Genomic DNA, 17,770 nt, shown 5'->3' with positions numbered 1-17,770 from the left:
CGGGCGGCCGCATGCGCGCCGACGATATGCCTATTCGAAATAGTCTCTAGACGAATGGCGAGGTCACGCATGCATCCCACCGCGGGGCAGGACAGTCCCTTCGATGTGATCATCATCGGCGCCGGATTCGCCGGACTCTACGGCGTCCATCAGGCGGCGCGGGCCGGGCTGAACGTGCTCGGTCTGGAGGCCGGTGCGGACGTGGGCGGCACCTGGTTCTGGAACCGCTATCCGGGTGCGCGCTGCGATGTGGAGAGCGTCGACTACTCCTACTCCTTCGACGAGGATCTGCAGCAGAGCTGGACCTGGACCGAGCGTTTCGCCGCGCAGCCGGAAATCCTGTCCTACCTCAACCATGTGGCGGATCGCTTCGCGCTCAAGCAGCGCTACCGCTTCCATGCGACCGTCACCCAGGCCCGTTTCGACGACGGCACCGCGCTGTGGACGCTGCGCACCGAGCAGGGCGAGGAATTCACCTCCCGCTTCGTGGTTTTCGCCACCGGCTGCCTGTCCGCGCCGATCAAGCCGAATATCCCGGGCGTGGAAACCTTTGCGGGCGAAGAGCTTTTCACCGCCCGCTGGCCCGAGGAGGGCGCGGATCTGACCGGCAAGCGGGTCGGCGTGATCGGCACCGGCTCCTCCGGCATCCAGGTCTCGCCGATCATCGCGCGGGAAGCCTTGGAGCTGACCGTGTTCCAGCGTTCCCCCAATTTCAGCGTGCCCATGCCGAACCGGCCGTGGACCGTCGAGGAGCAGGAGCAGATCCGCGCCACCTACCCGCAGCGCCGCGAGAAGTCCTACTACGCGCCCGCCGCGACCCCGCATCCGAGCCTGCAGACCAAGGCCCTGGAGCTGAGCGCGCAGGAGCGCGAGGCCGCCATGGAGGACCGCTGGAACGGCGGTGGTGTGCTGTTCAACAAGGTCTTCCCGGACCAGAACAGCGATCTGCGAGCCAATGAGCTGGTGCGCGATTTCGCGGTGGCCAAGATTCGCGCCAAGGTCGAGAACCAGGCGGTGGCCGATGATCTCATTCCCACCGATCACCCGATCGGCACCAAGCGCATCTGCACCGACTCCGGCTACTACGAGATGTTCAACCGCCCGAACGTCTCGCTGGTGAACCTGCGCCGTGAGCCCATCGAGGAGGTCACGCCCACCGGCGTGCGCACCGCCGAGAAGTTCATCGAGCTCGACACCCTGGTCTACGCAACGGGTTTCGACGCCATGACCGGCGCGCTGCTGCGCATCGACATCCAGGGTTCGCAGGCCACCCGGCTGCGCGACACCTGGGCCGATGGTCCGCTCACCTATCTGGGCTTCGGCATCCCCGGTTTCCCGAACATGTTCAGCATCAACAGCGTCGGCACGCCGTCGGTGATGGCGAATATGGTGCTGCATTCCGAGCAGCAGCTGGACTGGGTGCTGGATCTGGTCGAACACTGCCGCGCGCAGGGCATTTCGCGGGTGGAGGCGCGCGACGAGGCGGCCGTGAAGTGGACCGATCACCTGCTGGAGGTCGCCGAGGGCACCCTGTTCGTGAAGGCCAACTCCTGGTACATGGGCGCGAATGTCGAGGGCAAGAAGCGCGTATTCATGCCCTACATCGGCGGTTTCGGAAACTACCGCCGCTTCTGTGACGAGGAGCGCGACAACGGCTACCCGAACTTCGAGCTCACGAAGTAGCGCGATACGGAATCGAAGCGGCTCGCCGCCCGTCATGGCGGCGAGCCGTTCCCCCGCCTGCGCGCTTCCTCGGACGCGCAGGTGAGATCAATTGGCGGGCAGGCCGAGTCCCTCGGCGAGCACCGGCCACGACTTCTCCAGGTCATCCTGCCAGTAGCCCCACGAGTGGGTGCCCGTCGGCTGGAAGTCGAAGGTGGCGGGAATGCCCAGCTGGTTCAGTTTGGCCTGCATATTGCGGGTGCAGTAGTTGGTGGCCGCCTCGATGCCGCCGCCGAGCAGCACCTGGTTGGCATAGCCGCCCGGCCCGGGCAGGGTGTGCGGCCCGTCGAGGGTGTCCCAGCGGCCGGGCAGACCGGAACCGCTGGAGATGTACAGATTCACCCCGCGCAGCCCCTCGGCGTGCACGTAGGGGTCGTTGGCCGCCCACATCGGATCGCCCTGCGGGCCATACATGTTCTCGGAATTGCCGCCGCCGGCCGCGACCACGGTATTGACGAAGTTGTAGCCGATCGGATCGCTGATCTGCGCGCAGCCGCTGTAGGCGGCCACCGACTTGTAGAGGCCGGGCGCGGCGATGGGCAGCTGCAGCACCGAGGTGCCCGCCATGGACAGGCCCGCGATGGCATTGAGCCCGTTGGTGTTCAGCGCCTTGTCGATGAGCGGCGGCAGTTCCTCGGTGAGGAAGGTCTTCCACATGTTCACGCCCAGTTTGGGGTCCGGTGCGCGCCAGTCGGTGTAGTAGCTGAACTGTCCGCCCACGGGCTGCACGACATTGACGTCCTTGTCCTTCAGGAAGGACAGCACATCGGTCTGCTTCTGCCAGGTGGCCGAGTCCTCGCCGCCGCCGGCGCCATTGAGCAGGTACAGCACCGGGCGCGGTGCGGAGGTGTCGGCGGCCAGCTGCACATCGATCTCGATGTTCTTCCGCATGGCGGCCGAATAGACCTGCAACTTCAGCGTGCGGTCTCCGGTGGAGGTCGTGGAGGCGATGTAGGAGCCGTCGGCGGAGGTGCCGGCGGCCTGGACGGTGGGGACCGGGGTGGCGGAGGCCGTGCCCGCCGCGACCGGTAGCAGGACGGTTGCCGTCAATGCCAGCACTGCACTGCCCCAGGTCTTCGATACACGCACGCGAGCCGTCTCCTCAATAGTTTCAATCGGAAAGATCCGAGAAACCACACTCGTCCAGTGCGCTGAGGGTTTGCTGTCGCGAACCTGATGGTCACCTGAGATGGGCCGGTGGGCCGCCGGAAATTGCGGTCCACCGACCCGGCGGTCAGGCTCCCACGTATTCGGCCAGATGCTGTGCGGTCAGGGTCGAGCGGTCGGCGACGAGGTCGGCGGGCGTGCCCTCGAAGACGATCTTGCCGCCGTCGTGGCCGGCGCCCGGGCCGAGGTCGATGATCCAGTCGGCGTGCGCCATGACCGCCTGGTGATGCTCGATGACGATGACCGACTTGCCGGATTCCACCAGCCGGTCGAGCAGCCCGAGCAGGTTCTCGACATCGGCCAGGTGCAGCCCGGTGGTGGGCTCGTCGAGGACATAGACCCCGCCCTTGTCGGCCATGTGGGTGGCCAGCTTGAGCCGCTGCCGTTCACCGCCGGACAGCGTGGTGAGCGGCTGCCCGATGGTCAGGTAGCCGAGCCCGACATCGGCGAGCCGCTCCAGGATGGCGTGCGCGGCCGGAATGTGCGCCTCGCCGGCGGCGAAGAATTCCTCGGCCTCGGCCACCGACATGGTCAGCACTTCGCTGATGTCCTTGCCGCCCAGGTGGTATTCGAGCACCGAGGCGTCGAACCGCTTGCCCTCGCACACCTCGCAGGTGATCTCCATGCCGGCCATGATGCCCAGGTCGGTGTAGATCACGCCCGCGCCGTTGCAGTTCGGGCAGGCGCCCTCCGAATTCGCGCTGAACAGTGCGGGTTTCACGCCATTGGCCTTGGCGAAGGCCTTGCGGATGGGTTCCAGCAGCCCGGTGTAGGTGGCCGGATTGCTGCGCCGCGAGCCCTTGATCGGCGTCTGGTCCACGGACACGACGCCTTCCGCGGCGGGAATGGAGCCGTGGATGAGCGAGCTCTTGCCGGAGCCCGCGACACCGGTGATCACGCAGAGCACGCCGAGCGGGACGTCGACGTTCACGTTCTGCAGATTGTGCGTGTTGGCCTTGCGGATCTGCAACGCGCCCTTGGCTTTCCGCACCGCGTCCTTGAGCTGGGCGCGATCGTCGAAATGGCGTCCGGTGACGGTCTTGCTCTTGCGCAGTCCGTCGACGTCGCCCTCGAAGCAGATGGTGCCGCCGCCCGAACCCGCGCCCGGACCGAGATCCACGATGTGGTCAGCGATCACGATGGTCTCCGGCTTGTGCTCGACCACCAGCACCGTATTTCCCTTGTCCCGCAATTGCAGCAGCAGCTTGTTCATGCGCTGGATGTCGTGCGGATGCAGTCCGGCGGTGGGCTCGTCGAACACGTAGGTGACATCGGTGAGCGAGGACCCCAGATGCCGGATCATCTTGACGCGCTGGGCTTCACCGCCCGACAGCGTGCCCGAGGCGCGGTCCAGCGAGAGGTAGCCGAGTCCGATCTCGACGAACGAGTCGAGGGTCTGGCCGAGCGCGTCGAGCAGCGGCGCGACCGACGGCTCCTTCAGCTCCCGCACCCATTCGGCCAGATCGCTGATCTGCATGGCGCAGGCGTCGGCGATGCTGATCTTCTTGATCTTCGAGGACCGGGCCAGTTCGCTGAGCCGGGTGCCCGCGCAGTCGGGGCAGGTCTGGAAGGTCACCGCGCGCTCCACGAAGGCGCGCACATGCGACTGCAGCGAGTCGACGTCCTTGGCCAGCGTCGTCTTGCGCAGCTTGGTGATGATGCCCTCGTAGGTGAGGTTGATGCCATCGACCTTGATCTTGGTCGGTTCTTTGTAGAGCAGATCGTTCAGCTGCTTCTTGGTGAACTTCTTGATCGGCTTGTCCATGTCGAAAAAGCCGCTGCCGCTGAAGATCCGGCCGTACCAGCCGTCCATGCTGTAGCCGGGGACGGTGAGCGCGCCCTCGTTGAGCGACTTGTTCTCGTCGTAGATCTGGGTCAGGTCGATGTCGTTGACCGCGCCGCGGCCCTCACAGCGCGGGCACATGCCGCCGGTGATGCTGAAGCTGCGGCGCTCCTTCACCGTCTTGCCCGCGCGTTCGATGCTCACCGCGCCCGCACCGCTGATGGAGGCGACATTGAACGAAAACGCCTGCGGCGAACCGATATGCGGCTTACCGAGGCGGCTGAACAGAATCCGCAGCATGGCATTGGCGTCGGTGGCGGTGCCGACGGTGGAACGCGGGTCCGAGCCCATGCGCTGCTGATCGACGATGATGGCGGTGGTCAGCCCGTCCAGCACGTCCACTTCGGGCCGGGCCAGCGTCGGCATGAAGCCCTGCACGAAGGAGCTGTAGGTCTCGTTGATGAGCCGCTGCGATTCCGCGGCGATGGTGCTGAACACCAGCGAGCTCTTGCCCGACCCGGAGACGCCGGTGAACACCGTGAGCCGGCGTTTCGGAATCTCGATGCTGACGTCCTTGAGATTGTTCACGCGCGCGCCGAGCACACGGATCAGATCGTGGCTGTCGGCGGGAGCGAGGGCGGTGGCTGCCGCGGTTTTCTTCTTCGCGCCGTTTCTCGTGGCCGTGGTCATCGGGTCTCCTTACGCGGGGGCCGGCTGCGTGGTCTCGGTCGACGTGGCCAGGCTCGATTCAATCAGCAGCACCGCACACCCGGGCAAATTTGCCCGGGTGGTGTCGGCACTGATTCGGTCGGGGTCTCGGTGCGTGTTCAGTTCGCCTGCTGGAGGCGGACCATATTGCCCGCGGGATCGCGGAAGGCGCAGTCGCGCACGCCGTAGGGCTGATCGGCCGGTTCCTGCACGACCTCGGCGGTGGCCTGGATCTTCTCGAACGCGGCATCCACATCATCGGTTGCCAGCACGACGCTGGCATAGGTGCCCTTGGCCATCATGTCGGTGATGGTCTTGCGCTCGTCATCGGTGAGACCGGGGCTGGCCTCCGGCGGATAGAGCACGATATTGGTGTCGGTCTGTCCGGGCGGGCCGACCGTGATCCAGCGCATGCCGTTGTAGCCGACATCCTTGCGGACCTCGAAGCCCAGCGTGTCGCGGTAGAAGGCCACGGCCGCATCCGGATCGTCCTGCGGCAGGAAGCTCGATTGAATGGTGATATCCATACTGATCAGGCTAGATTCGGCGCAGGCTGCTGCGCTTCTCGATTCCTGACCGGTCTGGTGACCTGCTTGGCCACGCACGACGGCATCCCCTCGATATCCTGCGCGGCATCCTTCTTGTAGGCGCTCGGCGACATGCCGACCAGCTCGGTGAACCGGGTACTGAACGTCCCCAGCGACTGACAGCCCACCGCGAAACAGACCTCGGTGACGCTCAGATCCCCCCGGCGCAGCAGGGCCATGGCCCGCTCGATCCGCCGCGTCATGAGATAGCTGTACGGTGCCTCGCCGTATGCGGCCTTGAACTGGCGGCTCAAATGCCCGGCCGACATGTGCGCATCCCGCGCGAGCTTCTCGACGTCGAGGGGTTGCGCGTACTCCCGATCGATCCGATCCCGCACCCGCCGCAACTGCGCAAGATCCCGCTTGCGCTGCTCGGCGGCGGAGGTGCTCGTCACGCCCCGAGCCTACTTGACCTGCATGATCACTCGCTCAGCCACGCCGCGTGCGCGAGCCACCCGCATTACCCGGCAGGTAATCGACGGGCCGCCGCCCATGCGGCACAGTCGAATCCATGACCGACACCGTGCTCGACCCCACCGGCGCCCAGCTCTTCGCCACCATGCCCTTCAGCGACAAGCTGGGCATCGAAGTCCTCGAACACGGCAGGGACCTGGTCCGCACCCGCCTGGCCTGGGACGAGTCCCTGTGCACCCTGGGCGGCGCCATGCACGGCGGCGTCTTCATGTCCCTCGCCGATTCCACCGCCGCCGTCTGCGCCTTCCTGAATCTCCCCGAGGGCGCGCAGGGCACCACCACGGTCGAGTCCAAGACCAATTTCCTGCGCGGCCTCCGCTCCGGCTACGCCACCGCCACCGCCCGCCCCCTGCACGCGGGCCGCAAGTTCATCATCGTGGAGACCGAAATCCACGACGACGCAGGCAAACTCGTCGCCAAGGTGACCCAGACCCAAGCGGTGCTCTGACCCGCGCCCGCAGCGAGCCCGCGCGACCGGCTTCCGGAAGTTTGTCGGACCCCTCCCCTACTATCGAAAGTTTGTTCGACTCGAGGTAATCTCCCCTGCCATGCCGGAGTTGTCGCGCCTCGAATGGGCCCACATGAACCTCGACCAGGTCCGCAGACAACTGCTCGACGCCGCCGCCTGGGGCAAGTACATAACCCCCGAGCAACTCGAACACGCCGCGGGCAAGATCGCCGAGGGCATGCGCATCTACCGCGAGGAGATCGGCGAATGACCGCCCGGGCCCGCCGAGCGGCAAACCCCGGGGCACGGTAGAAGAGAGCCATGACACGGCACGACGACATCGCCTCCGGCAGTTCGGTTCTCGACAGCGCGTTCCGGGAACTACTGGACGGCGAGCCGGGCCTGCTCTACGTCTGCGGCCCCGAAGGCAGCGGCAAAACGACCGCGCTGCACCGATTCGCGGCCGCCGCCCCCGATACCCACCTGGTGGACGCGGCGGGCCTGGACGCGGATTCCGTGGTGGCGCAATTGCTTACGCAGCCGACCCGTCGACCGTGCCGGGACTTCGCCGACCTGATCTCCGCGCTGCGCCGGGACCGCAAGGGGCGCACGATCATCATCGCCAATGCCCATCGGGTGGGGTCGCTGCTGTCGGGCGGGGCGCCGCAGGGCCTGCGCGGCGTGCTGCGATGGCTGCGGATAGCCACCAGGGAAGGGCAACTGCGACTGATCGTCGAATGCGACCGCGCGCCCGATCTCACCGATCCCGCCGAACAGCAGCGAACCCGGGTCGTCGAGCTGAGCTCGCCCGACATCGAACCCGTCGTGCCACCGGACGGCCCAGCGCTCCCCGCAGTCCGCGCTCTGGCGCAGGCGCAATTGCGGCGGCTGCCGATCGAGGGCTGGGCAATGCTGTGCCACGCGGCCGGACTGTCTGTCACCACCGTCCAGCTCACCGAGTGGGCAACCGAATTCCCGTTCCTGGCACGGGATCCCGATGGCATCGGATTCTCCTCGTACGCCCTTGCCGAACAGTTGCGCCACGAATTCGACGCGGCAGACCTGCACGCCCACATGACCGGACTGCTCCGCACCGGTGACCTGAGCGCCGACTGGCAGCGGCGATCCCTCCCCGGCCACGCGATCGCCGCCGGACGCTTCGACGATCTCCTCGCCGACGCCAACGCCCTGGCACGGATCCCCCAGGACGCGCTGGTGGAAGCCTTCCGAGCCGGTTACCCCGACGGCATCGAACGCGGCACCCACGCAGCGTCCCTGCACTACCTGACCGGCTACGGCCTCACCGGCGCCCCGCACGGTGAATGGGTCGCACACCTTGCCCACGACGCGATCCTGCGCGGCGACCCCGAACGCGCCCGCCTGCTCGCCGAATCCTGCCCCGAGCCACTGCTTTTCCACACCGTCTGGTCCCGCCAGCGCGCCCGCGGCGACTTCCGGGAACCCGAGCCCTGGCACACGACCGACCTCGAAACAGTCGGCGCCACCCGCTACAACGGCACACCCGCCGCGGTCTCCGTGGACGAGGACGGCATCGCCTTCATCCTCGACGCCACCACCGGCGAAACCCTCGCGGGCCCCGTCCCCGACGCCTTCGACCACCCCGGCCTCACCGACGTCTTCGAAGACGGCGTCCCCGTCGACGGCGAACTGACCACCTCCGGAAACTGGCGCCGCACAACAATTCTCCGCGACGGCGAGCCGCTCGGCATCTTCCACCACCCCACCGCCGACTACGCCACCATGGCCGCCGACATCCTGGTCATGGCCGGCCCGCACGGCGCCTGCGGTGTGCGCATCGACCCCACCCTCCTGCGCACCCACCCCACCACCCACCTCACACCCTTGCTCGGCGCTCACGGCCGCCTCCGCCCGCGACCCTTCGACCCCACCACCCTCACCAACCCTCGCCACCTCCTCGAACAGGTCTTCACCCCCGCGCACCTACACCGTCGAACCGACCTCCCCGAAACCATCACCCATACCCCCACGCGCCGCCTCTTCACCGACACCGGCGTCCCCGCCATCGAATGGCTCCTGGGCATCACCCTCGACCCCACCGGCGAACTCCCCACCCGCACTTGGCATTCCATCCCCGAGGCCGACCAACCCCCCGGCGCGGGCCCCTTCCATCTCCTCGGCGACTGCCTCGGCACCCCATTGCTCCTCGACGGCAGCACCGGCCGCGTCCTCCGCATGATCCCCGCCGACGCGCCCTCCTACCTCCATCCCCGACACCACCTCCTGGGCACCACCCTGGAGTCCTTCGTGCTCATGCTCGCCCTGCTACAGCGCTACGCGACCATCCACCGCACCGCCGGCCCCGACCGCAACGACGTCCTCGCCGAACTCCGCCGGCACCTACCCGAAGTGGACCCCGCCGCGACCACCGACATCTGGCAGCATCTGCTGCACTTCGACGAGTGGCACTGAACCGTCCCGGACCGACGGATCACGATGCGGCAGTGCCGCATTCACGGCGTGGTGGGCAGGATCGGCGGCACGTAGTCGAATGTCGTGCCCAGCAACCAGACGAGGAGCAGCACCACCGGAAGGTGGATCATGAACTGCAGGAAGGTGAATCCGACGAGGTCACGCGCGCGCAGTCGCAGTACTGCCAGCAGCGGCACCATGAAGAACGGGTTGATGAGATTCGGCAGCGCCTCGGCCACATTGTAGATCTGTACCGTCCAGCCGAGATTCATGCCGACGTCGGTCGACGACTGCATGACGAACGGAGCTTCGATCAGCCACTTTCCGCCGCCTGACGGAATGAACACGCCCAATACCACCGTGTAGAGGGCGATGGCGACGGCGAAGTTCCCGCCGCCACCGATATCGGTGAAGACCGCTGCCAGATGTTCGGAAAGGGTATGCCCATCCCGCCCTTTCGCTTTCGAGAGGATGGCGGCGATCGCGGCGTAGAGCGGGTACTGGACGAGAATCCCGGCTGTCACGGGTACGGCGAGGGACACGGCCTGCAGGAACTTTCTCGGCGTCCCGTGCAAGGCCAGGCCGAGCATCAGTGAGACGAGCAGATAGCAGTTGAGGCTGCTGATGATCGCGAGCACCGGCCTGCTGGACAGCTGGGAGATCAGCCAGCCCGCTGTCATGAGCAGGACCAGCATCGGCAGAATGCGGCTGTACTCGAGCCATTCGCCCGGACGCGAGCGCGGCGCGATTTCGGCCGGCTCATCGTCCAGGTCGATGCGCAGGTCCTGTGCCGTCTCGATCGCCGCCCCCCTGGGTGCGGAGAAGTACGCGATCGCCACGGTGAGCGCCACGAGGACGGCACACGTGCACAGCGACTGCCAGGTGAAGATGGTGTGCCCGAAGTCGAGCACACCGGTGATCCGCAGCAGCGTGGGTGGCAACGAGGCGGGCGTGGCCTGCAATTGCGCCGCGGAGGACGAGATGCCCAGCGCCCACACCGACCCGATTCCCATGAACGCCGCGGCGCCGAGCGCGCGGTAGTCCACGCGCAGGCCGGACCGGCGTGCGATGGCCCGGGCCAGCAGGCCGCCGAATACCAGGCTCAGCGCCCAGTTCAGCAGGGACACCGACATCGACAGCAGCGCAACGAAACTCACGGCGCCGGCCGCACTGCGCGGCACGGCGGCCAGCCGGTCGATGAGCCGGGTGACCGGTGGCGAGGTGGCGACGACATATCCGGTCAGCACCACCATGGCCATCTGCAGCGTGAACGCCGTCAGATCCCAGAAGCCGTTACCGAACGCGTCGACAACGGTCTGCGGCGAGGAGCCGTTGGCCAGGGCCGCGGCAGCCACGAGGATCAGCCCCGCGAGCGCCACCACGTAGGCGTCCGGAAACCAATCCTCCGTCCACCGGGCGAGCGCCTGCGCGACCCGCGCGAGTCCCTTCTCGGAGTCGGTTTCTACTGCTGGAGTCGCCATCCGGGTGTTCCTTGCGCGGTCAGCGGGTGAGGTCGGCGGGATCGGTATTGGCCCCGCACAGCACGATCCCGATCCGTTCCCCGGGTTGCGGCCGGTAGGCACCGGTGAGCAGGGCTGCCAGCGCGGTGGCCGAACCGTGCTCGACGGCGAGGCGATGGCGCCGCCACAGCTGCAGGCGCGCGTCGATGATCGCGGCGTCGTCCACCACGACCGAGCGGGCGCCGGTGGTCTTGGCCCAGGCCAGAGCGGCGGGCGACACCCGGGGTGCGCCGAGGGAATCGGAGGCGATGGAATCGATCTCGACCTCCTGCACGGCGTCCGCGGCGAGGGCGGCGTGCAGCGCCTGACTGCCCTCCGGTTCGGCCCCGACCACCCGGATGCTCAGTTTCTCGGCGACGGCGGCGATTCCGGAGAACATGCCACCGGCGCCGACCGCGCAGATCACGGTGTCCAGGTCCGGTCGCAATGCGGCGAGCTCCAGCAGGATGGTGCCCGCCCCGGCCGAGGTCAGTACGTCGTCGTGGACGAAGGCGTCGATGGCGCCGGTGTCCTCCCGGAATCGCCGTGCGGCGTGCTGGGCTTCGGCCTTCGTCGCGCCCGTCACCCGCACCTCGGCACCCAGGTCACGCAACCGTTCCGCCTTGGCCGGTGGTGCGGAACGGCTCAGGAACGCGGTGACGGGCACACCGAATCGTCGGGCGGCCCAGGCGAATCCGATGGCGGCATTGCCCTCGGTGGCCGAGACCAGGCCCGCGGGCGGCATGCCACCCGTCTCCAGCAGCGCGGCTACCAGGTTCGCCGCGCCCCGGGCCTTGAAGGAGCCGGTGTGCTGCAGGAATTCGAGGGCCAGACCGATGCTGCCGGCCGGTGCGAGATCCGCGTCGGCATCGATCACCGTGAGGGGCCGGACAGTTCCCGCTATGCGCCGGGAGGCCGCCGTGACATCGTCGAATACCGGGGTCCGCGAACCCATTGCCCCGCACGCCTCCTCACATCCCGCCACCAGCTCGGCGGGCCGAGTGAGGGTATCAGCGCTCGCTGTCGCCGTCGCCGCCCCGTTCGGTGTGCCGCACCAGCGGCCAGTCGATCGGCACGCGCCCGGCCAGCGACAGGTAGGAATCGAACACCGCGAGCGCGATCTCGGCCACGACATCGACGAATTCGGCGTCCGACAGCGCGGCGCGGGCCGCGGCCACCTCCTCGTCGGTGACCGCGCCCCGGCGGCGGACCAATGCCGTTGCCCAGGCCAGGATCTGGGCCTGCTTCGGGTCCGTCGCCGAGCCGGACCGGGCCTCGGTCATCGCCTGCTCGCTCAATCCGCCGACCCGCGCGGCGAGGAAGCTGTGCGCCGACAGCACGTAATCGCAGCCGTGTTCCTGCGCCAGCAGCAGGCCCAGCCGGGTCCGGGTGTCCGAGTCCAGCGTGCTCTCCGTGTACAGGGAATCGGCGAGGGCGAGATGGCCGCGCATCGCGGCCGGACTGTGCGCCAGCGCTTTGGCGAAATTCGGTGTGATGCCGAACAGGCGCTGGGCGGTGTCGAACAAGGTGCGTGTCACGCCGGTGGCGGCCTCCGGCTCGATCAGCGGCAGCGGCGGTAGCTCGGTCATGGGGCCAGCGTGATCGGGTGCGTTGATACTTTTGCGATGCGTCCGCGATGGGTGTTGTATGTGACCCGACAATGGATGTACGTTTTTCGATTCTCGGGCCGGTCGAGATCAGTCTCGATGGCCAGGTCGCGACCCTCGCGCCGCGCCACCGCGGGGTACTCGCCTACCTGCTCCTCAACGCCGGTCGCGTCTGCACGATAGAGCGGCTCATCGAGGCGATCTGGGGTTTCGACGAGCCGGATACCGCGCGGGCCCAGATCCATGCCTCGCTCACCGCGATCCGGCGGGTGCTGCGTGCCGCCGATGCCGTGCAGACCGTCGAGACCCGAGCGGCCGGTTACGTCGCGCATCCGGCATCGGATCAGTTCGATCTCACCGGCTTCAACGATCACGTCGCCGCCGCGGAACACGCGGCGGAGCCGCTGGAAGCGGTCGCGAAACTGCGGGCGGGACTGGCACTCTGGCGTGGTGACGCGCTGGGCGACCTGACCGCCGCCTACGTCGCCGCCGCCCGCGCCCGGCTGCATGAGCAGCGACTCACCGCGGTCGAGCGACTGATGGACCTGGAACTGGCGCTGGGGCGGCACCAGCAACTGCTGGATGAACTCACCGCCCAGGTCGCCGAGAATCCGTTGCGGGAGCGGCTGACCGGCCAATTGGTGCTGGCGCTGCATCGTGCCGGACGCCAACGCGACGCGCTGGCCTGCGCCCGCGCGCTGCGCACCGCGCTCGTCGAACAGGACGGGCTGGATCCGGGATCGGCCTTCACCGAGCTGGAACAGGCTGTGCTGCGCGGAGATCCGGCGCTGCTGCTGCCCGCGGAGCGCATTCACCCGGAACCGCACCGGCCCCCGCCGCCGAATCCGGCCCGGCCACCGGAACCGGCTTCGGGTGCGCCCCAGCCGCCGCGCGCGGATCGGACAGCGGCCGCCCCGCCCCCGGAGACACCGCCCGGCGCGAACTTCCTGCCCTACGACATTCCCGATTTCGCAGGCCGCACAGCCGAGTTGGATCGACTGGGCCTCGCCGATCAACAGGGACCGGGCGGCATCGTCGCCATCGACGGCATGGCCGGCGTGGGCAAGACCGCGTTGGCCGTCCATGCCGCGCATCGCCTCGCCGAGCGTTACCCGGACGGACAGCTGTTCGTCGACCTGCAGGCCTACGCGGCCGAGCGCGCCGCCGTCGCCCCGGCTGCCGCGCTGGAAATACTGCTGCGGCAGTTGGGAATCCCCGCTGATCGCATCCCGATCGGCGAGAGCGACCGCAGTGCGCTCTGGCGCAGCGAGCTGACCGGACGCCGGATCGTCGTGGTCCTCGACAATGCCGCCGACGCCGACCACGTCCGCCCGCTGCTGCCCGCCATCACCGACAGCCTGATCCTGATCACCAGCCGCCGCAGAATGATCGATCTCGACGGCGTACACGCGGTGTCGATGCCGGTATTGCCGCCGGGCGACGCCATCGCGCTGTTCGAGCGGATCGTCGGCACCCGCGCCACCGCCGAGCCGGTGGCGGCGCTGGATGTATTGCAGCTGTGCGGATTCCTGCCGCTGGCGGTGCGGATCGCGGCGGCACGACTGCTGCACCGGCCGCAGTGGACCGTGGGCTACCTGGCGGGACGGCTACGTGACGAGCGGCGGCGGCTGGTCGAACTGGCCACCGCCGAACGCGGTGTGGCGGCGGCCTTCGCATTGTCCTACGGGCAGCTCGCCCCGGCGCATCAACGCCTGTTCCGGCTGCTCGGCCTGCATCCCGGCCGCGACATCGACCCCGCGGCCGCCGCCGCGCTCGCCGAACTGCCGCACGCCGACGACGCCGAACTGCTGCTCGAGGAGCTGCTAGACGTGCACGTCGTCGCACAGCACGAACCCGGACGCTATCTGCTGCACGACCTGCTGCGCGCGCACGCGACCGCGATCGTGGCGGTCGACGAATCCGAGACGGCACGGCAGGCCGCGCAGTCCCGGCTGTTCGACCACTATCTGCACACGGCCCGGTCCGCGGTGGATCTGCTGTTTCCGCACAGTGCGACCGACCGCCATTCACTGCCGCCCGCCGCGGGTCCGATCACCGGTGTCGGCTGTCCGGTCGCCGCGGTGCAATGGTTGCACGCCGAACGGGCCAATCTCATGGCGGTGATCGTCCATGCGGCGGATCACGCTCGGCCCGAATTCGTCCGCGATGCGGCGGTGACGCTGCGCCCGTACCTGGACGGGTACTTCCACCACACCGACGCGGCCCGGCTGCATGCGGTCGCGCTGGTGGCCGGGCGTCAACTGGGTGATCGTTCCGGCGAAGCGCGGGCACTGGCCGACCTCGGCTGGACGGCGTGGCGGCGCGGCGAATACGCCGACGCGACAAGATATTCCGAGCATGCGCTGGCGGTGGCCCGAACGAACGGGGACCGGTTCGAGGAGGCCCGCGCGCTCAATACGCTCGGCAATGTCCGTTGGCGGCAAAGCGATCCCGACGCCGCCCGCGAATTCTTCCGCAGCGCGCTGTGGATAACCCGGGAGATCGGTAACCGGGGTGGTGAGGCGCACGTGCTGGGGAACCTCGCGTTGGTCCTCGGCGCCGACCGGCACGACGAGGCCCGCGAACATCTCTCGCGCGCACTGGATTTGCATCGTCAGGTCGGCAACGCGCGCGGCGAGGCGCTGGTGCTGAACAAGCTCGGCACGCTGTACCGCTGGGATGGACAGCCGGATCAGGCCCGCGAGCACCACAGCCGAGCGCTCGAGCTGTACCGCGTACTCGGCACCCACGGCGACGAGGCCGCCGCGTGGAACGGGCTGGGGCACACCTCCCGCGCCGGTGGCGATGCGGCACAGGCGATCTCCGAACATGCCGCCGCACTCGACCTCGCGGTGCGGACAGGCAATCTGCCCGAGGAAGCCGACGCCCACGAGGGGCTGGCCCGCGCGCATCACCTGTGCGGGCAGCTGGACCCGGCCCGCGAGCACGCCGAACTGGCGCTGCAGCGGTATCGGACCCTCGGCCTTCCGATGGCCGACGGCGTGCGGGACTTCCTCGCCGAACTGTCCTAGTCGGCACGCAGGACGACGCATCGGCGATTCACCCGCATCGCCGATTCCATAGCCGACGCATCGGCGAAGTATCAACCCGGCGCAGGACGCTTTCGGGGTGCGGAAACGCGAACTTCGCCGAGCCGGCGATCCCACGGTCACGTTTCCCACCGCCCCGGTTCCACACCAGAACTCACACAGCAAGGGAAATCACCATGTCGACCACCGCCGCCATCGCACCGCAGCAGACCGGCTCCCGGCTGCCCAACCCGGCGCAGCTCGTCCCGGAGATGGGCGCGGTCGTCGGTGCGCTGTTCAAGGCCACCGGCAACGGCTCCGTCCCGCAGACCACGATCAGCCTGATCCAGTTGCGCGCCGGTCAAATTGTCGGCAGCACCTACCTGGTGCTGCTGCACGTGGGTGGCCTGCGCAAAGCCGGCGAGTCGGAGGAGCGCATCGCGGCGGTGGCCACCTGGCAGGACGCCCCCTACTTCACCGAGGCCGAACGCGCCGCGCTCGCCCTGGTGGAAGCAATCCTGCAGCCCTCCTCGGACGGCGAACGGGTTTCCGACGAGCTGTACGCGCGAGCGAGCGCGCAGTACGACGACAAGGCCCTGGCCACCCTCGCGATGGCCATCGGCCAGGTGAACTTCTTCGTCCCGGTGGCCCTCATCGGCAAACCGATCCCCGGCGTCTCGCCCGCCGGACAGTGGACACCCGTTGCAGCGCAGTAGAACCCACTGACCCTCGACTACCGCGGGCGTGCCGGTACGCGCGCCTGCCCGCACCCATTCACAAGGAGAGAAATGAACATCGCCTACATCACCGTCACCATCGTCGCCGCCGCCTGGGTCGGGTTCTCGGCGTTCTCGCTGCTGCGACGAGCGACCTTCGTGACCGATCCGCTGGTGGAATACGGTGTGCCGCAGAGCTGGTGGACCATGCTGGGCCTGCTCAAGGCCGCGGGCGCGATCGGAATGATCGTCGGCCTGTTCATCCCGCTGCTCGGTGTGGCCGCCGCGATCGGACTGATCCTGTACTTCGCCGGCGCGGTGATCACCATCCTGCGAGCGCGCTCCTACAAGACGGTCGCCTTCCCGCTGCTGTATCTCGTCCCGGTCGCCGCGGCCCTGGGATTGGGAGCCGCGGCCTGACCCGCTGGTCCTGTTCACGTCCCGGATACCAGTGAAAGGAAAAGAGCAACATGCCCAAGGCGGTCATTGTCGGCGGCGGTATCGGTGGTCTCGCGACAGCCATCGCGTTCAGGCGGCGCGGCTGGGAAGTCGAGGTGCTGGAGCGCTCGACCCGAATCGAGGAGGTCGGCGCCGGACTATCGCTGTGGCCCAATGCACTTCGCGCCTTGGATGCGCTCGGTCTCGGCGAAACCGTACGCGGCCGGGCCCGGGCGGACGGCTCGGCGGGGATCCGTGACAGCAGGGGCCGCTGGCTCTCCCGGACCGACACCGAGGCCATCCGCACGCAGTACGGCAGTCCGGTCATGATGCATCGCGCCGACCTCCTCGACATCCTGCGCGCCGCCGTCCCGGAAGCCGCAGTGCGCACCGGTATTTCGGTGACGGCGGCGCAGGCCGACGGCGTCGTCACGCACTCGGCGGGAACTTCGGCCGGAGATGTGGTCGTGGGCGCGGACGGCATTCACAGCGTCGTCCGGCGGGCGGTCTGCGGTGCGATCGAACCCCGCTACAGCGGATACACCGCCTGGCGGGTGGTCGTCACGCCCACCGAACCGATCGACGATATGGGGGAAAGCTGGGGCAGGGGTGAACGTTTCGGCTACAGCCCCCTCCCGGACGGCCGGGTCTACTGCTTCGCCACCGCCGACATGGCGGCGGGAACCCCGGGCGGCGGACTGCTCGAACTGCGGACCCGGTTCGGCTCCTGGCACGACCCCATCCCGGCCCTGCTCGCCGCGGTCGACGAAGCAACGATCCTGAAGCACGACCTCTACGACCTGCCACCCCTGAAAACCTATGTGGCGGGCCGGATCGCACTGATCGGCGATGCCGCGCACGCCATGACCCCGAATCTGGGCCAGGGCGCCTGCCAAGCCCTGGAGGATGCCGTGGTGCTGGCCCACGTCGCCACCCGGGATGGCGACCTCACGCGCTACGACACTCAGCGCAGACCCCGAACCCAGATGATCGCCGAACGCTCCCGATTGGTCGGCTCCGTCGGCCAGCTCTCCTCCCCCGCGGCCGTACTGCTCCGCAACGCGCTGCTGCGTTGGACCCCGCCTTCGGCACAGTCCAGATCACTGGCCAAGGTCCTCGACTGGGAATGCTGCTGACCCGA

General features: G+C 68.3%; 15 protein-coding genes. 8 read left to right on the top strand and 7 right to left on the bottom strand.

Annotation, left to right across the window (positions count from 1 at the left end):
• The first annotated feature begins 54 nt into the window (after positions 1-54).
• A complete protein-coding gene (locus H0264_RS14965) occupies positions 55-1,683 on the top strand; it encodes a flavin-containing monooxygenase (protein ID WP_231086813.1) in 1,629 nt (542 codons plus the stop codon).
• 87 nt (positions 1,684-1,770) lie between these two features.
• Here the strand turns inward: H0264_RS14965 and H0264_RS14960 are convergent, their stop codons facing one another.
• The 4 genes from H0264_RS14960 to H0264_RS14945 all read right to left on the bottom strand — a co-directional run bounded on the left by H0264_RS14960 (position 1,771) and on the right by H0264_RS14945 (position 6,362).
• Positions 1,771-2,811, bottom strand: a complete 1,041-nt coding sequence (locus tag H0264_RS14960) for an alpha/beta hydrolase (RefSeq protein ID WP_181584519.1) — start codon at positions 2,809-2,811, stop codon at positions 1,771-1,773.
• A gap of 145 nt (positions 2,812-2,956) precedes the next feature.
• Positions 2,957-5,362 (bottom strand): ATP-binding cassette domain-containing protein, encoded by a 2,406-nt coding sequence (locus H0264_RS14955; RefSeq protein ID WP_181584518.1) that lies wholly within the window; start codon positions 5,360-5,362, stop codon positions 2,957-2,959.
• Between the two features lie 137 nt (positions 5,363-5,499).
• Positions 5,500-5,907 carry a VOC family protein gene (locus H0264_RS14950; RefSeq protein WP_181584517.1) on the bottom strand — a complete coding sequence of 136 codons (408 nt, stop codon included), beginning with the start codon at positions 5,905-5,907 and terminating at the stop codon, positions 5,500-5,502.
• A gap of 5 nt (positions 5,908-5,912) precedes the next feature.
• Positions 5,913-6,362: a helix-turn-helix transcriptional regulator gene (locus tag H0264_RS14945; RefSeq protein ID WP_181584516.1), complete on the bottom strand. Its 450-nt coding sequence runs from the start codon at positions 6,360-6,362 to the stop codon at positions 5,913-5,915.
• Between the two features lie 116 nt (positions 6,363-6,478).
• Between H0264_RS14945 and H0264_RS14940 the strand changes: the two genes are divergently transcribed.
• The 3 genes from H0264_RS14940 (at position 6,479) to H0264_RS14930 (ending at position 9,340) form a co-directional block, all read left to right on the top strand.
• A complete protein-coding gene (locus H0264_RS14940; RefSeq protein ID WP_181584515.1) occupies positions 6,479-6,889 on the top strand; it encodes a PaaI family thioesterase in 411 nt (136 codons plus the stop codon).
• 100 nt (positions 6,890-6,989) lie between these two features.
• Positions 6,990-7,160: a DUF6374 family protein gene (locus H0264_RS14935; RefSeq protein WP_181584514.1), complete on the top strand. Its 171-nt coding sequence runs from the start codon at positions 6,990-6,992 to the stop codon at positions 7,158-7,160.
• 50 nt (positions 7,161-7,210) lie between these two features.
• The gene (locus H0264_RS14930; RefSeq protein WP_181584513.1) at positions 7,211-9,340 is read left to right on the top strand and encodes an SUKH-4 family immunity protein; all 2,130 of its coding nucleotides are present in this window, start codon (positions 7,211-7,213) and stop codon (positions 9,338-9,340) included.
• 41 nt (positions 9,341-9,381) lie between these two features.
• On the opposite strand, the gene H0264_RS14925 is transcribed toward H0264_RS14930, so the two are convergent.
• The 3 genes from H0264_RS14925 to H0264_RS14915 are packed head-to-tail and all read right to left on the bottom strand — an operon-like array spanning position 9,382 to position 12,428.
• Positions 9,382-10,821 (bottom strand): short-chain fatty acid transporter, encoded by a 1,440-nt coding sequence (locus H0264_RS14925; protein ID WP_181584512.1) that lies wholly within the window; start codon positions 10,819-10,821, stop codon positions 9,382-9,384.
• A 19-nt stretch (positions 10,822-10,840) separates the two neighbouring features.
• Positions 10,841-11,794 carry a pyridoxal-phosphate dependent enzyme gene (locus H0264_RS14920; protein WP_181584511.1) on the bottom strand — a complete coding sequence of 318 codons (954 nt, stop codon included), beginning with the start codon at positions 11,792-11,794 and terminating at the stop codon, positions 10,841-10,843.
• A gap of 55 nt (positions 11,795-11,849) precedes the next feature.
• Positions 11,850-12,428: a carboxymuconolactone decarboxylase family protein gene (locus H0264_RS14915; RefSeq protein ID WP_181584510.1), complete on the bottom strand. Its 579-nt coding sequence runs from the start codon at positions 12,426-12,428 to the stop codon at positions 11,850-11,852.
• A 71-nt stretch (positions 12,429-12,499) separates the two neighbouring features.
• On the opposite strand from H0264_RS14915, the gene H0264_RS14910 reads away from it, so the two are divergent.
• The 4 genes from H0264_RS14910 to H0264_RS14895 all read left to right on the top strand — a co-directional run bounded on the left by H0264_RS14910 (position 12,500) and on the right by H0264_RS14895 (position 17,765).
• Positions 12,500-15,478, top strand: coding sequence for an AfsR/SARP family transcriptional regulator (locus H0264_RS14910; RefSeq protein ID WP_181584509.1), 2,979 nt, complete (start codon positions 12,500-12,502; stop codon positions 15,476-15,478).
• 194 nt (positions 15,479-15,672) lie between these two features.
• Positions 15,673-16,191, top strand: a complete 519-nt coding sequence (locus tag H0264_RS14905; RefSeq protein WP_181584508.1) for a carboxymuconolactone decarboxylase family protein — start codon at positions 15,673-15,675, stop codon at positions 16,189-16,191.
• Between the two features lie 72 nt (positions 16,192-16,263).
• Complete coding sequence (locus H0264_RS14900; protein WP_181584507.1) at positions 16,264-16,611, top strand: DoxX family protein; 348 nt, start codon at positions 16,264-16,266, stop codon at positions 16,609-16,611.
• A 50-nt stretch (positions 16,612-16,661) separates the two neighbouring features.
• Positions 16,662-17,765 carry an FAD-dependent monooxygenase gene (locus H0264_RS14895; protein WP_181584506.1) on the top strand — a complete coding sequence of 368 codons (1,104 nt, stop codon included), beginning with the start codon at positions 16,662-16,664 and terminating at the stop codon, positions 17,763-17,765.
• Positions 17,766-17,770 lie beyond the last annotated feature (5 nt).

It is taken from the genome of Nocardia huaxiensis (assembly GCF_013744875.1).
GTDB classification, from domain to species: domain Bacteria; phylum Actinomycetota; class Actinomycetes; order Mycobacteriales; family Mycobacteriaceae; genus Nocardia; species Nocardia huaxiensis.
This window is presented reverse-complemented; position numbering and strand designations above follow the sequence as displayed.